This window comes from Variovorax sp. MSC1_012 (genome assembly GCF_023667525.1).
Lineage (GTDB): Bacteria > Pseudomonadota > Gammaproteobacteria > Burkholderiales > Burkholderiaceae_C > Variovorax > Variovorax beijingensis_B.
Genome location: NZ_CM174443.1, coordinates 5,234,851 through 5,251,190, shown reverse-complemented (window position 1 = coordinate 5,251,190; position 16,340 = coordinate 5,234,851). Strand labels below are relative to the sequence as shown.

Annotated in this window: 20 protein-coding genes; 5 read left to right on the top strand and 15 right to left on the bottom strand. The window is 67.5% G+C overall.

The annotated features are described in order from the left end of the window. Positions 1-12 precede the first annotated feature (12 nt). The 4 genes from cyoE to L1081_RS24690 are packed head-to-tail and all read right to left on the bottom strand — an operon-like array spanning position 13 to position 3,615. Positions 13-918: a heme o synthase gene (cyoE, locus tag L1081_RS24705; protein WP_489414498.1), complete on the bottom strand. Its 906-nt coding sequence runs from the start codon at positions 916-918 to the stop codon at positions 13-15. Next, the gene (locus L1081_RS24700) at positions 915-2,132 is read right to left on the bottom strand and encodes a COX15/CtaA family protein (protein ID WP_489414497.1); all 1,218 of its coding nucleotides are present in this window, start codon (positions 2,130-2,132) and stop codon (positions 915-917) included. The genes cyoE and L1081_RS24700 overlap by 4 nt, the downstream gene beginning before the upstream one ends. A 6-nt stretch (positions 2,133-2,138) precedes the next feature. Continuing rightward, a complete protein-coding gene (locus L1081_RS24695; RefSeq protein WP_489414496.1) occupies positions 2,139-2,822 on the bottom strand; it encodes a redox-active disulfide-containing membrane protein in 684 nt (227 codons plus the stop codon). Further along, positions 2,806-3,615: an SURF1 family cytochrome oxidase biogenesis protein gene (locus tag L1081_RS24690; RefSeq protein ID WP_489414495.1), complete on the bottom strand. Its 810-nt coding sequence runs from the start codon at positions 3,613-3,615 to the stop codon at positions 2,806-2,808. The genes L1081_RS24695 and L1081_RS24690 overlap by 17 nt, the downstream gene beginning before the upstream one ends. A 36-nt stretch (positions 3,616-3,651) precedes the next feature. On the opposite strand from L1081_RS24690, the gene L1081_RS24685 reads away from it, so the two are divergent. Next, on the top strand, positions 3,652-3,873 hold the full coding sequence (locus L1081_RS24685) for a twin transmembrane helix small protein (RefSeq protein ID WP_489414494.1): 222 nt from the start codon (positions 3,652-3,654) through the stop codon (positions 3,871-3,873). A gap of 74 nt (positions 3,874-3,947) precedes the next feature. Here L1081_RS24685 and L1081_RS24680 read toward each other — a convergent pair whose 3' ends face one another. From L1081_RS24680 to L1081_RS24645, 8 genes are all read right to left on the bottom strand, one after another. After that, positions 3,948-4,829 carry a cytochrome c oxidase subunit 3 gene (locus L1081_RS24680; protein ID WP_489414493.1) on the bottom strand — a complete coding sequence of 294 codons (882 nt, stop codon included), beginning with the start codon at positions 4,827-4,829 and terminating at the stop codon, positions 3,948-3,950. 70 nt (positions 4,830-4,899) lie between these two features. Beyond that, a complete protein-coding gene (locus tag L1081_RS24675; protein ID WP_489414492.1) occupies positions 4,900-5,109 on the bottom strand; it encodes a DUF2970 domain-containing protein in 210 nt (69 codons plus the stop codon). Further along, positions 5,106-5,732: a cytochrome c oxidase assembly protein gene (locus tag L1081_RS24670; protein WP_124960140.1), complete on the bottom strand. Its 627-nt coding sequence runs from the start codon at positions 5,730-5,732 to the stop codon at positions 5,106-5,108. Before L1081_RS24670 ends, L1081_RS24675 begins: the two co-directional genes overlap by 4 nt. A 28-nt stretch (positions 5,733-5,760) precedes the next feature. Next, positions 5,761-5,877 (bottom strand): cytochrome oxidase small assembly protein, encoded by a 117-nt coding sequence (locus L1081_RS24665; protein ID WP_021009071.1) that lies wholly within the window; start codon positions 5,875-5,877, stop codon positions 5,761-5,763. A 32-nt stretch (positions 5,878-5,909) separates the two neighbouring features. Next, positions 5,910-7,541, bottom strand: a complete 1,632-nt coding sequence (gene ctaD, locus L1081_RS24660) for a cytochrome c oxidase subunit I (RefSeq protein ID WP_489414491.1) — start codon at positions 7,539-7,541, stop codon at positions 5,910-5,912. Between the two features lie 46 nt (positions 7,542-7,587). Further along, positions 7,588-8,766 carry a cytochrome c oxidase subunit II gene (coxB, locus tag L1081_RS24655; RefSeq protein WP_489414490.1) on the bottom strand — a complete coding sequence of 393 codons (1,179 nt, stop codon included), beginning with the start codon at positions 8,764-8,766 and terminating at the stop codon, positions 7,588-7,590. A gap of 60 nt (positions 8,767-8,826) precedes the next feature. After that, positions 8,827-9,303, bottom strand: coding sequence for a DUF2244 domain-containing protein (locus L1081_RS24650; protein WP_124960143.1), 477 nt, complete (start codon positions 9,301-9,303; stop codon positions 8,827-8,829). Between the two features lie 168 nt (positions 9,304-9,471). Further along, positions 9,472-10,386 (bottom strand): class I SAM-dependent methyltransferase, encoded by a 915-nt coding sequence (locus L1081_RS24645; RefSeq protein ID WP_489414489.1) that lies wholly within the window; start codon positions 10,384-10,386, stop codon positions 9,472-9,474. 23 nt (positions 10,387-10,409) lie between these two features. Here L1081_RS24645 and L1081_RS24640 point away from each other — a divergent pair, with 23 nt between their 5' ends. Both L1081_RS24640 and trmL read left to right on the top strand, forming a co-directional pair. Further along, positions 10,410-11,126 (top strand): phosphoribosyltransferase family protein, encoded by a 717-nt coding sequence (locus tag L1081_RS24640; protein ID WP_489414488.1) that lies wholly within the window; start codon positions 10,410-10,412, stop codon positions 11,124-11,126. 19 nt (positions 11,127-11,145) lie between these two features. Further along, on the top strand, positions 11,146-11,607 hold the full coding sequence (gene trmL, locus L1081_RS24635) for a tRNA (uridine(34)/cytosine(34)/5-carboxymethylaminomethyluridine(34)-2'-O)-methyltransferase TrmL (RefSeq protein ID WP_015867166.1): 462 nt from the start codon (positions 11,146-11,148) through the stop codon (positions 11,605-11,607). A 9-nt stretch (positions 11,608-11,616) separates the two neighbouring features. On the opposite strand, the gene L1081_RS24630 is transcribed toward trmL, so the two are convergent. Further along, a complete protein-coding gene (locus L1081_RS24630; RefSeq protein WP_489414487.1) occupies positions 11,617-12,087 on the bottom strand; it encodes a MaoC/PaaZ C-terminal domain-containing protein in 471 nt (156 codons plus the stop codon). 52 nt (positions 12,088-12,139) lie between these two features. Then, a complete protein-coding gene (locus L1081_RS24625; RefSeq protein ID WP_489414486.1) occupies positions 12,140-12,760 on the bottom strand; it encodes a nucleotide-binding protein in 621 nt (206 codons plus the stop codon). A 94-nt stretch (positions 12,761-12,854) separates the two neighbouring features. On the opposite strand from L1081_RS24625, the gene kefF reads away from it, so the two are divergent. After that, positions 12,855-13,550: a glutathione-regulated potassium-efflux system oxidoreductase KefF gene (gene kefF / locus L1081_RS24620; protein WP_489414485.1), complete on the top strand. Its 696-nt coding sequence runs from the start codon at positions 12,855-12,857 to the stop codon at positions 13,548-13,550. 2 nt (positions 13,551-13,552) lie between these two features. Continuing rightward, positions 13,553-15,403, top strand: coding sequence for a glutathione-regulated potassium-efflux system protein KefC (gene kefC / locus L1081_RS24615; protein WP_489414484.1), 1,851 nt, complete (start codon positions 13,553-13,555; stop codon positions 15,401-15,403). A gap of 27 nt (positions 15,404-15,430) precedes the next feature. Here kefC and L1081_RS24610 read toward each other — a convergent pair whose 3' ends face one another. Continuing rightward, positions 15,431-16,297: an amidohydrolase family protein gene (locus L1081_RS24610; RefSeq protein ID WP_062365513.1), complete on the bottom strand. Its 867-nt coding sequence runs from the start codon at positions 16,295-16,297 to the stop codon at positions 15,431-15,433. Positions 16,298-16,340: the final 43 nt, after the last annotated feature.

Here is a 16,340-nt window from a genome sequence, read left to right as displayed (position 1 = left end):
GCATTCGGTCAATCAGCGGAGATAGTGGTCGATGAGCAGTGCCGCGAACAGCACGCTCAGGTGGATCAGCGAGAACCGGAAGGTCTTTCGCGCCAGCGCATCGGAGTAGTTGCGCCAGAGCGCGAAGGCGTAGCCCGTGAAGCCGATGCTCACGCCTACCGCCACCGCCAGGTAGAGCCAGCCGCTCATGCCGTAGATGAAAGGCATCAGGCAGGCCGCGAACAGGATGAAGGTGTAGAGCAGCACCTGCAGCCGCGTGAACTCGTTGCCGTGCGTGACGGGCAGCATCGGCAGCCCGGCCTTGCGGTAGTCCTCGACGCGGTAGAGCGCGAGCGCCCAGAAGTGCGGCGGGGTCCACAGGAAGATGATCAGGAACAGGATCAGCGCCTCGGGGCCCACGTCGCCGGTCATCGCGGCCCAGCCCAGCACCGGCGGCATCGCGCCCGAGGCGCCGCCGATCACGATGTTCTGCGGCGTCAGCGGCTTGAGGATCACGGTGTAGATCACCGCATAGCCGACGAAGGTGGCAAAGGTCAGCCACATGGTGAGCGGATTGACCTGGAACCACAGCAGCGCCGAACCGGCCGCGCACAGCAGCGCCGAGAACACCAGCGCCTGCAGGTCGCTGAGCTGCCCGCGCGCCGTGGGGCGCCAGGCGGTGCGCTTCATCTTGGCGTCGATCCCCTTCTCGACCAGGCAATTGAACGCCGCCGCCGCTCCCGCCACCAGCCAGATGCCGATGCAGGCCAGCACGGCGCGCTGCACGTCGGCCCACGAGGGCAGCCCGGGCACGGCCAGCACCATGCCGATGAGGGCGCAGAAGACGATCAGCTGCACCACGCGCGGCTTGGTCAGCGCATAGAACTGGCGCAGCACGTTGGCGGTGCTTGTCTGCTGCACGGAAATCGGCGTGCTCACGCGGCGGCCTCCCTCTGGTTGTTGTGTGGGGCGCCGGGCGCCTTGTCCGTGTCGTGTGCGATCTCAGCCACGGCCCCGCGGCGGCTCTCGCACAGCGCCCATGTCAGCACCACGGCCAGCGCCGCGGCGCCCCCGGTGTGCAGGACCGCGGCGATCAGCGGCCAGCCGAGCAGCACGTTGCCCAGGCCGGTGGCAAGCTGGAGCAGCGCGAGCCCCGCGAGCCAGTGCGCCTGCGGCCGAAGCGGCGGAGTACGGCGCAGCTGCCACGCGAGCAGGCCCAGCGCGGCGAAGACGGCGTACGCCATCAGCCGATGCACGTAGTGGATGGCGGTGAGCGCTGAAAAATCGAGCGGCACGCCATTGCCGGTCACGCCCAGGTGGCGCCAGATCTCGAAGCCCTGGGCAAAATTCATCGGCGGCCACCAGCTGCCTTGGCAGGTCGGAAACTGGGTGCAGGCCAGCACCGCATAGTTGGTGCTGACCCAGCCGCCGAGTGCGATCTGCAGCAGCAGCAGGGCCGAAGTGGCGATCAGCCCGTTGCGCAGCGCAGGCGACACGGGCGTTGGCAGGCGGTCGGCAGCGGCCTGCCGGTAGCGCACGGCCTGGATGCACAGCAGCACCAGCAGCACCACGGCGCCCAGCAGGTGCAGCGTGACGATGGCAGGAAAGAGCTTCCAGGTGACCGTGAGCGCGCCGAACGCGCCCTGCAGGCAGACCCAGACCAACGTGAGCGCGGGCCACCATGCGCTGAGCGTGGCGTGCTCGCCGCCCGCCGGCGCGGGCAAGCGGCGCTGGCGCCGCCGCACGATCCAGGTGGCGCCCGCGAGCGCGAGGATCAGCACGCCGACACCGGTGGCCAGGTAGCGATGCACCATCTCGACCCAGGCCTTGCTGTGCGTGACCGGACCGGTCGGCTGGGCCGACTGCGCCATGGCGATCTCGTGGCGCGCGCCCACCGGGCTCGCGTTGCCGTAGCAGCCCGGCCAGTCGGGGCAGCCCAGGCCCGAATCGGTGAGCCGGGTGAAGGCGCCGAACAGCGTGAGGTCGAAGGTGAGGAACAGCGTCAGCACGGTGAGCGCATGCAGCCGGCGCGCGGGTCCGGCACCCGCGTTGCGGCGCCACACCCACACCAGCGGACCGAGCGCGATCAGCACGCCGGCGGCCATCAGCCAGGCGATGGGGGTGAGGTCGTAGAGCGAGCCGGTGTTCATCATGCGGTGCTAGCGTCCGGGCTCGTCCCAGGAGGCGGAGGCGCGCAGCAGGCGGTCGAGGTCGCGCTTGGCACGGCTGGCGCCCGCGGCGTCCATGCGGGCCGGAAAACGCATCATCCAGTTGCCCATCGGATCGACCACGTACAAGTGCTCGGCCAGCCCGTGGCCCGGAACGGGCGCGAGCCACTTGGCCAACTGCTCGGCCGGCACGCGCAGCACGGTGGCGCCGCGCAGGCCGTTGTCCAGCCGCGCCGGAACGGGCGCCGCATCGCTCACGAGCCAGACGCGGTCGAGGCGGTCCTTCTCGCGGCCCAGGCTTTCGCGCAGCTGGCGCTGCAGATAGAGCTGCTGTTCGCAGAGCGCGTCGCAGGCCGCATCGGCCACCGCCACCAGCAGCCACTGGCCCTTGAGCGTGGCAACGTCGACCGGCGCACCGTTGCGGTCCGTCGCGGTGAATGCCGGCAGCGTGCGCTGCGGATCGATGAGCTCGCCGTAGACGCTGCGCCCCTCGGGCCGAATCACGTAGTAGGTGAAGTACGACGCGATGACGGGCGCGGCGCACATCAGCATCACGGCAATCATCTTCCAGCGTCCGACCACCGTGCGGCGGCCCTCGGCGCCGTCGAGCGCCTGGTTGGGCGACGGCATCGAGTGCACCGTCAGGCCCAGCGGTTCGTCAGAGGCTGCGTTCATCGCGTGCGCGGCGCCGCGAGCGGCGGTAGGGGGAAATGATTTGGAACCAGACATAGAGGATGACCACGAGGGCGGAAAGCCCGAACCACTGGAATGCATAGCCGTAGTGCTTCTCCAGACCCAGAGCCGGGGCCGGCCAGTCGCGCTGCAACCCCTCGGAAGCGGGGCCGACCTGCTGCAGCGACACATCGGTTCGCAGCGGCAGCTTGGTTTCGGCGCGGAACGCTTCCAGGTCGAGATTCTGCCGGATGGGCGAAGACCCCGCGGATTCCGGTGCCGAGGCGGCTGCGGCCGGCTTGCCGAGCTCGAACAAATGGCCCGGCGGCGGCTCGATCAGGCCCGCGACTTCGACGATGCCCGTCGGCGTCTCGACCGCGCCCAGCTGCGTGCGGTCGTTGAAATTGCGCTGCACCCAGCCGCGTTGGATCATCACGGCCTGGTCGCTGCCTTCCAGGGCGAACGGCGTCAGCACGTAGAAGCCCGGCACGCCATGCATCTGCCGGTTGTCCAGGTAGACCGTCTGGGGCGTCAGCCAGAGGCCGCGCAGCCGCACGGGCCGGTGCAACTCGCCGGCCGGCGCCTCGAGCGCCAGGAACTCGGCCTGGGACAGTGGCGGCTTCTGCTTTTGGGCCTCGATCTCGGCCTGCAGCGCCTCCTTCTGCGCGGCGCGCGACAGCTGCCAGCGTCCCAGCGACACCGTGGCGGAAAGGGCCAGCACGGCGGCCAGCGTGACCAGCAGGAAGCGGCCCCGCCTCGGCCTCGACCGGGCGGGGTGAAGGGGTTGCGGCGTCACTGGAGTGGATGAGGCGTGCGGCCGATAATCGGGGTCATGAAATATTTCATCGCCCTGGTTTTCGTGGGCATCTTCGCGAGCCTTGCCTTCGCGCTCTTCTACATGCTGAAAGACGGGCGCAACGGACGCGCCAAGAGCGGCGGCATGGCGCGCGCGCTCACCTTTCGGATCGGTCTCTCGGTGTTTTTGTTCCTCTGCATGCTGCTGGCCTGGAAATTCGGCTACATCCAGCCCACCGGGCTCCCGCTCGGCAAGTAGATGGTGCTCGTTCCACGAGAACCATGAAAAAGGCGCCTTCCGGCGCCTTTTTTTCTGCATGCCGCGGAGTTCGCTCAAAGCCAGTACACCAGCATGTAGAGGCCGAGCCACACCACGTCGACGAAGTGCCAGTACCAGGCCGCGCCCTCGAAGCCGAAATGGCGCTCCGGCGTGAAGTGGCCCTTCTGCAGGCGCAGCGTGATGAACAGCAGCATCAGCATGCCGATGAACACGTGCAGGCCGTGGAAGCCGGTCAGCATGAAGAAGGTCGAGCCGTAGGCGCCGGAGCTGAGCTTGAGGTTCAGGTCGGTGTACAGGTGGTGGTACTCGTAGCCTTGCACGCCCAGGAAGAGCACGCCGAGCAGCACGGTGAGCCACATGAAGCGGATGGTCTGGGCGCGATGGCCGGCACGCAGCGCGTGGTGGGCGATGGTGAGCGTCACGCCCGAGCTCAGCAGGAGCGCGGTGTTGATCGTGGGCAGCCAGAACGGGCCGACGGTCTGGAAGGGCTCGACGATGTCGGCCGGCGAACCGGTGACGCCGGCTGCAACGCTGGGCCAGACGGCCTTGAAGTCGGGCCAGAGCAGCGCGTTGTCCAGGCTGCCGAGCGCCGGCAGCGAATGGGTGCGGGTCCACCACAGCGCGGTGAAGAAGGCACCGAAGAACATCACTTCGGAGAAGATGAACCAGCTCATGCTCCAGCGGAACGAGAGGTCGATCTTGTGGCCGTACTGACCGCTTTCGCTCTCGCCGATGGCGGTGCGGAACCACACGAACAGCGTGGCGAGCCACGCGACCATGCCCGCCAGCAGGGACCAGGCGCCCCACTGGTGGCCGTTGATCCACTGGCCCGCGCCGAGAATCACGAAGAACAGGCCGGTCGCGGCCATGACCGGGTAGGCGGACGGCCCGGGCACAAAGTAGTAGGGCGTGGTGCCGTGGGTGGTTGAACTCATATCAGCTCCTGGCTTTCTTTCTTCTCTCGATTCGATGGGTTCTGGATGTCGTGGGCCACGCGGACCGGGTTCAGGGCGCCACCACGTAGCGCACCAGCAGCACCAGGCCCACGATGAAAACGATGACCGCGACAAAAGCCACCGCGATGATGTGCAGCGGGTTCAGCTTGGCCAGGTCGTCCTGGTAGGCGCTTTTCTTGCGCACCCCGAAGAACGACCAGCAGACGGCCTTCACCGTGTCCCACAGCGTGGCCTTGGGCGGGGTGTTCGGCGCGGTCACGAACGGGGCTCATGGGCAGCATTCGAAACAGCGGCCACCGGGGCCGCGGGCGTCTTGCCGCCGACTTCGAAGAAGGTGTAGGACAGCGTGATGGTCTTCACGTCCTTGGAGATCTTCGGGTCGATCACGAAGGCGACGGGCCACTGCTTCTTCTCGCCCGGGTCGAGCGTGTATTGGTTGAAGCAGAAGCACTCGAGCTTGTTGAAGTACGGCGCGGCCTGCTGCGGCGCATAGCTCGGGATGGCCTGCGCCGCCATGCGGCGGTTCTGCACGTTCTGGAATTCGTAGACCACGGTGTTGAGCTGGCCGGGGTGCACCTGCATCGTCCGCTCGGCGGGCTTGAAGTCCCAGAGGCCGCCGCGCACGTTGGAATCGAATTCGACCGTGATGGTGCGCGTGGTGTCGACCTGCGTGTTGTCGGGCACGCGCACGTTCTTGCCGCCGCTCGCGCCGCCCGGCACCTCGAGCTCGTTGAGCGCGAGGATGTTGATGCCGGTCATTTCGCAGATGGCGCGGTAGAGCGGCACCAGGGCATAGCCGAACGCGAACATGCCGCAGGTCACCACGGCCAGCTTGCCGACCATGCGGACATTGGCGCGCTTGATGCGTTGACCGAGGCTCATGATGCGGACGGCTCCGTTGGCTGCTGCTTCAGCGTCCGCCGAACCAGATCATGCGGACCAGGAATCCGAGAAAGAACAGCACCGCGATGGAGGCCAGCGTGAGCCCCATGCGGCGGTTGTTCCTTTTCTGTTCGGGCGTGGTCATCGTGGTCATGCAAGCCGGCGGCCTGGTGCCGTTCAGCCGATCACCTTGGTGGCGGTCGGATCGAGCTTGGGCGGATTCTCGAAGGTGTGGAAGGGTGCCGGCGACGGCACTTCCCACTCGAGGCCTTCAGCGGCTTCCCAGGGCTTTTGCGATGCCTTCTCGCCCTTGCCGAGCATGGTCGGCAGCACGATGAAGAAGAAGAAATAGACCTGCGCAAGACCGAAGGCGAACGCACCGACCGATGCCACCGCGTTGAAGTCTGCAAACTGCATCGGATAGTCGGCATAGCGGCGCGGCATCCCCGCCAGGCCCAGGAAGTGCATCGGGAAGAAGGTGACGTTGAACGAGATCAGCGACCACCAGAAGTGGATCTTGCCGCGCGTTTCGTTGTACATCACGCCGGTCCACTTGGGCGCCCAGTAGTAGTAGCCCGCGAACATGGCATAGAGCGAGCCGGCCACGAGCACGTAGTGGAAGTGGGCCACCACGTAGTAGGTGTCCTGCAGCTGGATGTCGATCGGGGCGATGGCCAGGATGAGGCCCGTGAAGCCGCCCATCGTGAACACGAAGATGAATCCCACCGCGAACAGCATCGGGGTCTCGAAGGTCATCGAGCCCTGCCACATGGTGGCGATCCAGTTGAAGATCTTCACAGCCGTGGGCACCGCGATCAGCATGGTCGCGTACATGAAGAACAGCTGGCCCGTGACCGGCATGCCGGTCGTGAACATGTGGTGCGCCCAGACAATGAACGACAGGATCGCGATCGACGAGGTGGCGTACACCATCGAGGCGTAGCCGAACAGCCGCTTGCGCGAGAACGCCGGCACGATCTGGCTGACGATGCCGAAGGCCGGCAAGATCATGATGTAGACCTCGGGGTGGCCGAAGAACCAGAAGATGTGCTGGTACATCACCGGGTCGCCGCCGCCGGCGGGGTTGAAGAAGCTGGTGCCGAAGTGGCGGTCGGTCAGCGTCATGGTGATGGCGCCTGCGAGCACGGGCATCACGGCGATCAGCAGGTAGGCGGTGATGAGCCAGGTCCAGCAGAACATCGGCATCTTCATGAGCGTCATGCCGGGGGCGCGCATGTTCAGGATGGTGACGATGATGTTGATCGAGCCCATGATCGACGAGGCGCCCATGATGTGCATCGCGAAGATGCCGGCGTCCATCGAGGGGCCCATCTGCAGCGTGAGCGGCGCGTAGAGCGTCCAGCCCGCGGCGGGAGCGCCGCCAGGCATGAAGAACGAGCCCACGAGCATCAGCGCGGCAGGGATCAGCAGCCAGAAGCTGAAGTTGTTCATGCGCGCGAACGCCATGTCGGATGCGCCGATCTGCAGCGGGATCATCCAGTTCGCAAAGCCGACGAAGGCCGGCATGATGGCGCCGAACACCATGATCAGGCCGTGCATGGTGGTGAACTGGTTGAACAGCTCGGGGTTCACCAGCTGCAGGCCGGGCTGGAACAGCTCGGCGCGGATCAAGAGCGCAAGCACGCCGCCCACCATCAGCATGGTGAAGCTGAACAGCAGGTAGAGCGTGCCGATGTCCTTGTGGTTGGTGGCGAACACCCAGCGGCGCCAGCCGGTGGGCGCTGCGTGGTGCTCGTCGTGTGCGTGGCCGTCGTGGGCGTGACCGTGGGGGTCGAGGACTGCACTCATTTCGTTGTTCCTTGCAATTTCTTCGTCGCGGGGCGCTTGGGCACGGTCACTTGGCGCGCAGGGCCAGAACTTCGGCCGGCTGCACCAGCTGGCCCGTCTTGTTCGACCAGCTGTTCTTGGTATAGGTGGCGACCGCCGCGAGGTCGGTGTCGCTCAGCTGCTTCCAGGAGGGCATCGCGCCATTGTTCTGGCCGTTGAGCAGCACCAGCAGCTGCACCTTGTGGTCCGCGTCGATCACCTTGGCGCTGGCGTCCAGCGCCTTGATCGGGCCGGCGCCCTTGCCGTTGGCCTGGTGGCAGGCCGCGCAGTTGGCGGCATAGACCTTCTCGCCGCGCGTCATCATGTCGGGCAGGGTCCAGACCTTGCTCGGATCGTCGAGCTTGGCCGCGGCTTCCTTGCGCTTGCCATCGACCCAGGCCGTGTAGTCGGCGGCCGAGACCACCTTCACGTGGATCGGCATGTAGGCGTGCTCCTTGCCGCAGAGCTCCTGGCACTGGCCGTAGTAGTCGCCCACGGTTTCGGCGCGGAACCAGGTGTCGCGCACGAAGCCGGGAATCGCGTCCTGCTTGATGCCGAGCTGGGGCACGGCAAACGCGTGGATCACGTCGTTGGCGGTGGTGATGATGCGGACCTTCTTCTGGACCGGCACCACCAGCGGGTTGTCGACCTTGAAGAGGTAGTCGTCGGGCATGGCGCCCTTGGCGCCGGCGTCGGACATGGCGCGCTGCGAGCTGTCGAGCGTGGAGATGAAGGCCAGGCCCTCGCCTTCGCCGTTCAGGTAGTCGTAGCCCCACTTCCACTGGTAGCCGGTGGTCTTGATGGTGAGGTCGGCGTTGGTGGTGTCCTTCTGGGCCACCAGCACCTTGGTGGCGGGCAGCGCCATCACGATCACGATGATGAAGGGCACGATGGTCCAGATGACCTCGACCACCACCGATTCATGGAAGTTGGCCGCCTTGTGGCCGACCGACTTGCGGTGCTTCCATATCGAATAGAACATGACCGCGAACACGGCAACGAAGATGACCGTGCACAGGATCATCATCACCGTGTGCAGGAAATGCTGTTCCTGCGCAATCTTGGTGACGCCCAGCGGAAGATTCAGCTGGCGCACCGAGGGGCCGCCGGGCAGATCGTTGACTGCGTGCGCCGCGCCGCTGAAAGCCGCGCCGGCCGCCAGCAACAGATTCGCCGGCCTGTACTTATTGCGCCAAATGCTCTTCATCGTGTTCACGTTTCTTCAATTTTTTTCAACAAACCCAACCGTGCAGCGCCGCGCGAGCCCTCAGGCGCCACGCAACGCCATGCGAATCTCGCGCGCCAATGCGGCTCGCAATTCCGGGCGTACATAGCGCCCCACCCTGACCGATCGACCCTGACCCGAGACCTCGATCAGCGAACGATCGCCGGCCTGCGGTTCGATCCGCACCTGGTGCGGCAGAAATTCCGTGCGCTCGTAGTCTCCACCGTTCTCGAGCTCCACCACCAGCCGGCCGCCCTGCAACGCAATCCGTTCTCCATCGGTTGCGTGCCGTGCGTACAGCATGAACGCGAAACCCACCGCGGCCAGTTCGAGCCAGGCAAAAGGCAGAACCAGCGGCGCACCGAGCATCCAGAAGACCGCGCCGATACCGAGCGATACCACGCACAGCGAGGCGTAGAGCCAGCCCAGCTGGCTCGGCGTCACCGAGCAATTACGCTTCAGGAACCAGTGGATGTTCTGGCCTGAAACGGTGGCAAAACGAAACACGGAATTCGGCACGGGCGAGTTCAGCAAATCGGTGCGTCGACGGCTGCCCAGCCCCTTGTCTCCAGAGGATCGGACAGACCTCGTTCGCGGAACACTACCCGCGAGTTTCACGCAACGGCGGATTGTAGCGGGTAGACACAGGCGCCCGGTCGCGGATGCGCAGCTGGCCGGGCGCGCCGGTCAGGCGCCGGGCCGACCGCGCTGCAGCATCGAGCGCATCTCGCGCAGCGACACCGCGCTCTCGGCCGAAAGCGCCACGCGCGGCGCGGGCTTGAAGGCATGGCCGTAGATGACCTCGAAGGTCAGCGCGATGCGCCCGCCGCCCTCCTGCGCCGGTGCCAGTTCGGGCAGCGCATGCTTCAGCGCCTGATGCCATGCCTTGCCGCGAAGCGCTTGGAAGCGCGCCGGATGCAGGTTGCGCCCGAGCGTGCGCAGCTCGGCCAGCGCCGCTTCGGGCGTGGCCCAGGTGAGCACGATGCGCTCCATGTCCATCACCGGCTCGGCGAAGCCGGCATGCACCAGCATGTCGCCCCAGTCGTGCATGTCGGTGTATTCGTGGCCCGCGGCCGGCCAGCCCAGGCGCGCATGCAGCGCCCGCAGCTCGCGCACCGTGTCGGGGCCGAGGCACGAGAACATCAGGAAGCCGTCGGTCGCCACCAGCCGGTGCCAGCGCGCGATGAGTGCCTCGGGGTCGGCCGCCATGTGCAGCGACATGTTGGCCCAGAGCAGGTCCACGCCGTCTTCGGGCGGCGCATCGAAGCGCAGCTTGCTGCCCTGCCAGCGGCGCGCGCTCCACCAGGGCGCGGCCAGCGCCTCGCCGGCCGCGGCGGCCAGCTTCGCTTCGGGTTCGATCACGAAGCAGGCGGCTTCGCGGTAGCGCCGGGCCACCAGCTCGTGCGCCTCGAGGCCGCCGCGCAGCGGCGCCCAGTCGGCCCAGGTGCGCGGCTGCGCCTTGATCCATTGCAGCCGGTCTTCCATTCGGCGGCCGATTTCCTCGTGCAGCCAGGGCGAGCCGTCGGCGGGCGCGAGCCGGCTCCAGCGTGCGGCCGCCGTTGGATCGATGGTCGGCGGTCTTCTTGCGGGGTCGGTGGCCATGGGGCCGTGAGTATATTGAGCCCATGTTCAGCCGTTGGGCCGATCGGCCTTTGACCTCTCTGCTCGCACGGCTGCCCAGCCAGTGCGAGGTGTGCCGCGCATGGCCTTCACGGCGCATCTGCGATGCCTGCGTGACGCGCTTCGCGCCGCCGGCCGCGCGCTGCGGCAGCTGCGCCCTGCCGGTGCCCGAGGGCGTCGCCCGGTGCAGCGAATGCATGCGTGATCCGCCGCCGCTCGATGCCTGCTTTGCAGCCTGCACCTATGCGTGGCCGTGGCCCGATTGCATCGCTCAATTCAAGTTTCACGGCGAGGCCGGCTGGGCCGGGCCGCTTGCCACGCTGATGCGCAGCGTGCCGTGGGTGGAGCCGGCGCTGGAGCAATGCGACCGGGTGCTGCCCATGCCGATGGCACCGGCCCGGCTGCGCGAGCGCGGCTTCAACCAGGCGCTCGAACTGGCGCGCCGGCTCGCGCCCGCCAAGACCGACGCGGCGCTGCTCCTGCGCACCCGCGAGACGCCCGCGCAGAGCGGCCTCGCGCGCGCCGAGCGCCTGCGCAACCTGCGCGGCGCCTTCGCGGTGGAGCCCCTGCGCGCCCACGAGCTGCAAGGCCGGCGCGTGGTGCTGGTCGACGACGTGATGACCAGCGGCGCCTCGCTGTTCTCGGCCGCCGCGGCGCTGCGGCTGGCCGGCGCGGCGCACGTCACGGCCCTGGTGTTCGCGCGCACCGATCCGCCGCATTGAGCAGCGCGACAATCGGCGCATGTTCCATATCGTCCTGGTCCAGCCCGAAATCCCGCCGAACACGGGCAACGTGATCCGCCTTGCCGCCAACACCGGCTGCACGCTCCACCTGGTCGAGCCGCTGGGTTTCTCGATGGACGACCGCCTGCTGCGCCGCGCCGGGCTCGACTATCACGAATATGCCGAAGTGAAGCGCCACGCCGGCTGGCAGGCGCTGCTCGAGGCCGAGCGGCCGGCCGCCGAGCGCATGTTCGCGCTCACCACGCGCGGCACGCGGGCCGTGCACGACGTGCGCTTCCAGCCGGGCGACTGGCTGGTGTTCGGTTCGGAGACCAGCGGCCTGCCGCCCGCGGTGCGCGAGGGCTTTGCCGAACCACAGCGCCTGCGGCTGCCGATGCGCGAAGGACAGCGCAGCCTGAATCTGTCGAATGCCGTGGCGGTGACCGTCTTCGAGGCCTGGCGGCAGAACGGCTTCGGCTGAGCGGAGGACTCAGCGGTAGCGGCGCACCACCGACTCGGCCACGCAGGCCGGCTTGGCCACGCCTTCGAGCTCGATCGTGGCTTCCCAGGTCATCTGGATGCCGTCGTCGGCGATCGGCTCCGCCGTGAGCAGCTTCATGCGTGCGCGCAGCCGCTTGCCCACCGGCACCGGCGACATGAAGCGCACCCGGTTCAGCCCGTAGTTCACGCCCATGCGCGACTCGACCACATCGAGGGCCGTCTCGAAGAAACGCGGCAGCAGCGACAACGTCAGGAAGCCATGGGCGATCGGCCCGCCGAAGGGCCCGGCCTTGGCGCGCTCGATGTCGACATGGATCCACTGGTGATCGCCCGTGGCCTCGGCGAACTGGTTCACCTGCTCTTGCGTGATGGTGATCCAGTCGCTCACGGCAACTTCCTGGCCGACGCAGGCCGCAAGATCCTGAAGCGTCTGGAATGTCTTTTTGGTCATGCGGCGCATTCTGGCGCGAAGGCCGCCGGCCTGGCTGTCGGCCTTGCGACAGCCGCGATCCTCAGCCTTCCAGCCAGTCGCAGATCGGCTGCCACTGCGCCAGGTCGCGCTGCACCCGGCCCGGCGCGATGTCGAACAGCGTGAGCCCGCGCGCCGCGAGCTGCACGTAGTTCTGCGTGTCACGCAGCTCGCCCAGCACCGGCACGCCGAGGCTGGCGATGAACTCGTGCAGCCGGTCGGCCGCCAGGGTGCGGGCGTTCACGCGCATGCCCACGAGGCTGATCCGGGTCTTATCGGCGCGGCGCTGTTCCTTCAGCCGGTCGAGGAAGTCGCGCGTGGCGTAGATGTCGAAGATGCTCGGCTGCAGCGGCACGATCACCCGGTCGGCCAGCGCCAGCACCTCCTTGAAGCGCCAGCCGTGCAGGCCGGCGGGGGTGTCGAGCACGGCATGCGTGGTGCCGCGCGGCGGCCGCACCACGGCACTGTCACCGGTGGCTTCCCAGGTGGCGATGGTCCGCGCCTGCGGCGGGCGCAGGCCGAGCCAGAGGCGCGAGGACTGCTGGCGGTCCACGTCGCCCAGCATCACCGCATGCCCGCGGCTCGCAAAGTAGCCCGCAATGTTCGTTGCGAGCGTCGATTTGCCCACGCCACCCTTGGGATTGGCGACCAGAACCACCGGCATAGCATCTCCTCCAGAGCTGGAAAAACCTCCGCATCGTAGCGACACGCGGTGCGCTCGGCCCCGGCAAGCGCCAAACCTGCGCTATGTTCGCGGCATGACGACAACAACATCGGCCGCCGGCGACACCGGCGGCATCTACGTGCTCGCTGCCCATCCGCACTGGCGCGACTCGCGCGTGAACCGGCGCATGCTGGCCGCCGCGCGCGGCGTGCCGGGCGTCGATGTCAACGACCTCTACGGCAGCTATCCCGACTTCGCGATCGACGTCGAGGCCGAACACGCCCGGCTCGCCAGGGCCAGCCTGGTGGTGCTGCTGCACCCGATCCAGTGGTATTCGATGCCGGCGCTGCAAAAACTCTGGCTCGACGACGTGCTCAGCTACGGATGGGCCTACGGTCCCGGCGGCACGGCCTTGCAGGGCAAGGATTTCTGGCTGGTCGCCACCACGGGAAGCCCCGAGGCGAGCTACCACCCCCAGGGCTATCACCGCTATTTCTTCGACGCCTTCCTGCCGCCCTACGAGCAGACCGCGGCGCTGTGCGGCATGCGCTTCCTGCCGCCGCTGGTCTTGCACGGCGCGCGCAGCGCCGCCGAGGACGAAGTGGCGGCGCACGTCGGCGTGTTCGCCCAGCGGCTCGGCGGCTACCCGCAATGGCCCGAGCTCGAGGAGCTCGACGCCTGCGTGGCCTGCCCGGTGCCCGAAACCGACCGCCCGGCCGAAGCCGATGGACTGGACGAGGCGGCGTCCGCCGCCAACGAAGAACCGAACAACGAAAAGGGCATGGCCTGAGCATGGAACACGCACCCGCCTGGCTGACCAACAGCCTGATCTACCTGGGCGCCGCCGTGCTGGTGGTGCCGCTGTCCAGGGCCCTGGGCCTGGGCTCGATCATCGGCTACCTCGTGGCCGGCATCGCGATCGGTCCCTGGGGGCTCGGGCTCGTCTCCAGCGTGGAAGACGTGCTGCATTTCGCCGAGTTCGGCGTGGTGCTGATGCTGTTCCTCGTGGGCCTGGAACTCGAACCCAAGCGCCTGTGGAACCTGCGCCGGCCGATTTTCGGCTGGGGCGCGGCGCAGGTGCTGAGCTGCGCCGCGGTGCTGTTTGCCGTCGGCTGGGCCGCGGGTGCCGAATGGCGCGTGGCGCTGGTGGCGGCGCTCGGCCTGGCGCTGTCTTCCACGGCCATTGCGCTGCAGGTGTTCGGCGAACGCAACCTGCTGAAAACGCCCAGCGGCCAGGCGGGCTTCTCGATCCTGCTGTTCCAGGATGTGGCGGCCATTCCGATCCTCGCGCTGCTGCCGCTGCTGGCCGGCGCCACGGCGGCCGAGCAGTCGCTCAGCGGGCTGGACCGCACGCTCGAGGGCTTGAAGATCGTGGGCGTGATCGCCGGCATCATCCTCGGCGGCCGGCTGGCCTTGCGTCCGCTGCTGCGCTGGATCGCGCGCAGCGACACGCCCGAGATCTTCACCGCGGCGTCGCTGCTGCTGGTGGTGGCCATCGCCGCGCTGATGCAGTTCGTGGGCCTGTCGATGGCGCTGGGCGCCTTCCTTGCCGGCGTGCTGCTGGCCGAAAGCGAATACCGGCGCGAGCTCGAGACCGACATCGAGCCCTTCAAGGGCCTGCTGCTGGGCCTGTTCTTCATTGCCGTCGGCATGTCGATCAACTTCGGCGTGCTGATTGCGAGCCCGGGGCTGATGGCGCTGCTGGTGGTCGGCTTCATGGCCATCAAGCTGGCCGTGATCTACGCGCTGGCCAAGGCCATGGGCCTGGCCTACCAGGAGCGGCCGGTGTTCACGCTGCTGCTGGCGCAGGGCGGCGAGTTCGCGTTCGTGGTGTTCCAGGCCGCGGGGCCCGACGTGCTGCCGCCCGAGACCACCTCGCTTTTGATCGGCGCGGTGGCGCTGTCGATGCTGCTGTCGCCGCTCTTGCTGGTGCTGCTCGACAAGTTCGTGCTGCCGCGCTACAGCCGCAACAACAGCACGCAGCTGGAAGAAATTTCAGAGCAGCAGGACGCCAAGGTGCTGATCTGCGGCTTCGGGCGCTACGGCCAGATCGTGGGCCGCATGCTGATGTCGCAGGGCCTGCGCGTGACGGTGCTCGACCACGACGCCGACACCGTCGAAGGCCTGCGCCAGTTCGGCTTTCGCGTTTTCTACGGCGACGCGACGCGGCTCGACCTGCTGCGCACCGCGGGCGCCGGCACGGCCAAGGCCATCGTGGTGGCGGTGGACGACATCGAGCAGTCGCTCAATATCGTCGACTTGGTGAAGGAGCACTTTCCGCAGGCCCGCATCATCGCGCGGGCCCGAAACGTGACCCACCTCTTCCAGCTGCGCGACCGCGGCGTGACGGATGTGGAGCGCGAGGTGTTCGAGTCGTCGCTGCGCAGCGCGCGCAGCACGCTCGAGGCACTGGGCTGGCCCGCCCACGAGGCGCGCGAGACGGCCATGCGGTTCCGGCGCCGCAATCTCAAGCTCAGCGACGAGATCTACCCGCACTACAAGGACCGCGCGAAGCTGATCGCGGCCAACAAGGCGGGCCGCCAGCAGTTCGAGGAACAGATGGCACGCGAACGCGAAGAACGGCAGCGCCGCTCGGGTCGCGACTGGAACCTGATCGACGAAAAAGAAGAGGCGGACGCGTAGCCCGCCCTGAGCCCAGCCTGCTGACGCTCAGCCTTCCAGCTTCAGCAGCCGGACCGCATTGCCCTTCAGGATGCCCGGCATCACCTCGGGCTTGAAGCCGGCGGTCTCGAAGTCCTTCATCCAGCGGTCGGGCGTGATCAGCGGGTAGTCGCTTCCGAACAGGATGCGGTCCTTCAGCAGCGTGTTGGCGTACTGCACCAGCTGCTTCGGAAAATACTTGGGGCTCCAGCCCGACAGGTCGATCCAGACGTTCGGCTTGTGCGTGGCCACGCTCAGCGCCTCGTCCTGCCAGGGGAAGCTGGGGTGCGCCATCACGATCTGCATGTCGGGAAAATCGATGGCCACGTCGTCCAGGTGCATCGGGTTGCTGTACTCCAGCCTGAGGCCCCCGCCGCAGCGCATGCCCGAGCCGATGCCGCTGTGGCCGGTATGGAAGATGGCCGGCAGCTTGTGCTCGGCAATCACCTCGTACAGCGGCCAGGCCATCTTGTCGTAGGGGTGGAAGGCCTGCACCGTCGGGTGGAACTTGAAGCCCTTCACGCCGTGCTCCTCGATGAGCCGGCGCGCCTCGCGCGCACCCATCTTTCCCTTGTGCGGATCGATGCTCGCGAAGGCGATCATCATGTCGCTGTTCTTCTGCGCGGCTTCGGCGATTTCCTCGTTCGGGATGCGGCGGCGGCCCATGTTCGATTCGGCGTCGACCATGAACATCACGAGGCCGATCCTGCGTTCGCGGTAGTAGGCCACGCTCTCGGCAATGGTGGGCCGGCCGCTGGAGCCGAAGTACTTGTCGGCGGCGCGGTCGTATTCCTCGCCGTAGTTGTCGAACGGATTCCAGCAGCTCACTTCGGCGTGGGTGTGGATGTCGATGGCGATCAGGTTCTGGTGGTCCATGTCGTTGTCTCCAGTACGGGTAAGTCCCTAGGGATCGGGGTGC

Bases quoted from the DNA above. Each gene is read 5' to 3' on its own strand.
- L1081_RS24700 (WP_489414497.1), bottom strand. From the start codon at position 2,132: ATGATGAACACCGGCTCGCTCTACGACCTCACCCCCATCGCCTGGCTG.
- L1081_RS24645 (WP_489414489.1), bottom strand. From the start codon at position 10,386: ATGGCCACCGACCCCGCAAGAAGACCGCCGACCATCGATCCAACGGCG.
- L1081_RS24695 (WP_489414496.1), bottom strand. From the start codon at position 2,822: ATGAACGCAGCCTCTGACGAACCGCTGGGCCTGACGGTGCACTCGATG.
- L1081_RS24630 (WP_489414487.1), bottom strand. From the start codon at position 12,087: ATGCGCCGCATGACCAAAAAGACATTCCAGACGCTTCAGGATCTTGCG.
- L1081_RS24670 (WP_124960140.1), bottom strand. From the start codon at position 5,732: ATGAGCCTCGGTCAACGCATCAAGCGCGCCAATGTCCGCATGGTCGGC.
- coxB (WP_489414490.1), bottom strand. From the start codon at position 8,766: ATGAAGAGCATTTGGCGCAATAAGTACAGGCCGGCGAATCTGTTGCTG.
- L1081_RS24640 (WP_489414488.1), top strand. From the start codon at position 10,410: ATGTTCAGCCGTTGGGCCGATCGGCCTTTGACCTCTCTGCTCGCACGG.
- L1081_RS24665 (WP_021009071.1), bottom strand. From the start codon at position 5,877: ATGACCACGCCCGAACAGAAAAGGAACAACCGCCGCATGGGGCTCACG.
- L1081_RS24685 (WP_489414494.1), top strand. From the start codon at position 3,652: ATGAAATATTTCATCGCCCTGGTTTTCGTGGGCATCTTCGCGAGCCTT.
- L1081_RS24610 (WP_062365513.1), bottom strand. From the start codon at position 16,297: ATGGACCACCAGAACCTGATCGCCATCGACATCCACACCCACGCCGAA.
- trmL (WP_015867166.1), top strand. From the start codon at position 11,146: ATGTTCCATATCGTCCTGGTCCAGCCCGAAATCCCGCCGAACACGGGC.
- kefF (WP_489414485.1), top strand. From the start codon at position 12,855: ATGACGACAACAACATCGGCCGCCGGCGACACCGGCGGCATCTACGTG.
- kefC (WP_489414484.1), top strand. From the start codon at position 13,553: ATGGAACACGCACCCGCCTGGCTGACCAACAGCCTGATCTACCTGGGC.
- L1081_RS24680 (WP_489414493.1), bottom strand. From the start codon at position 4,829: ATGAGTTCAACCACCCACGGCACCACGCCCTACTACTTTGTGCCCGGG.
- L1081_RS24625 (WP_489414486.1), bottom strand. From the start codon at position 12,760: ATGCCGGTGGTTCTGGTCGCCAATCCCAAGGGTGGCGTGGGCAAATCG.
- ctaD (WP_489414491.1), bottom strand. From the start codon at position 7,541: ATGAGTGCAGTCCTCGACCCCCACGGTCACGCCCACGACGGCCACGCA.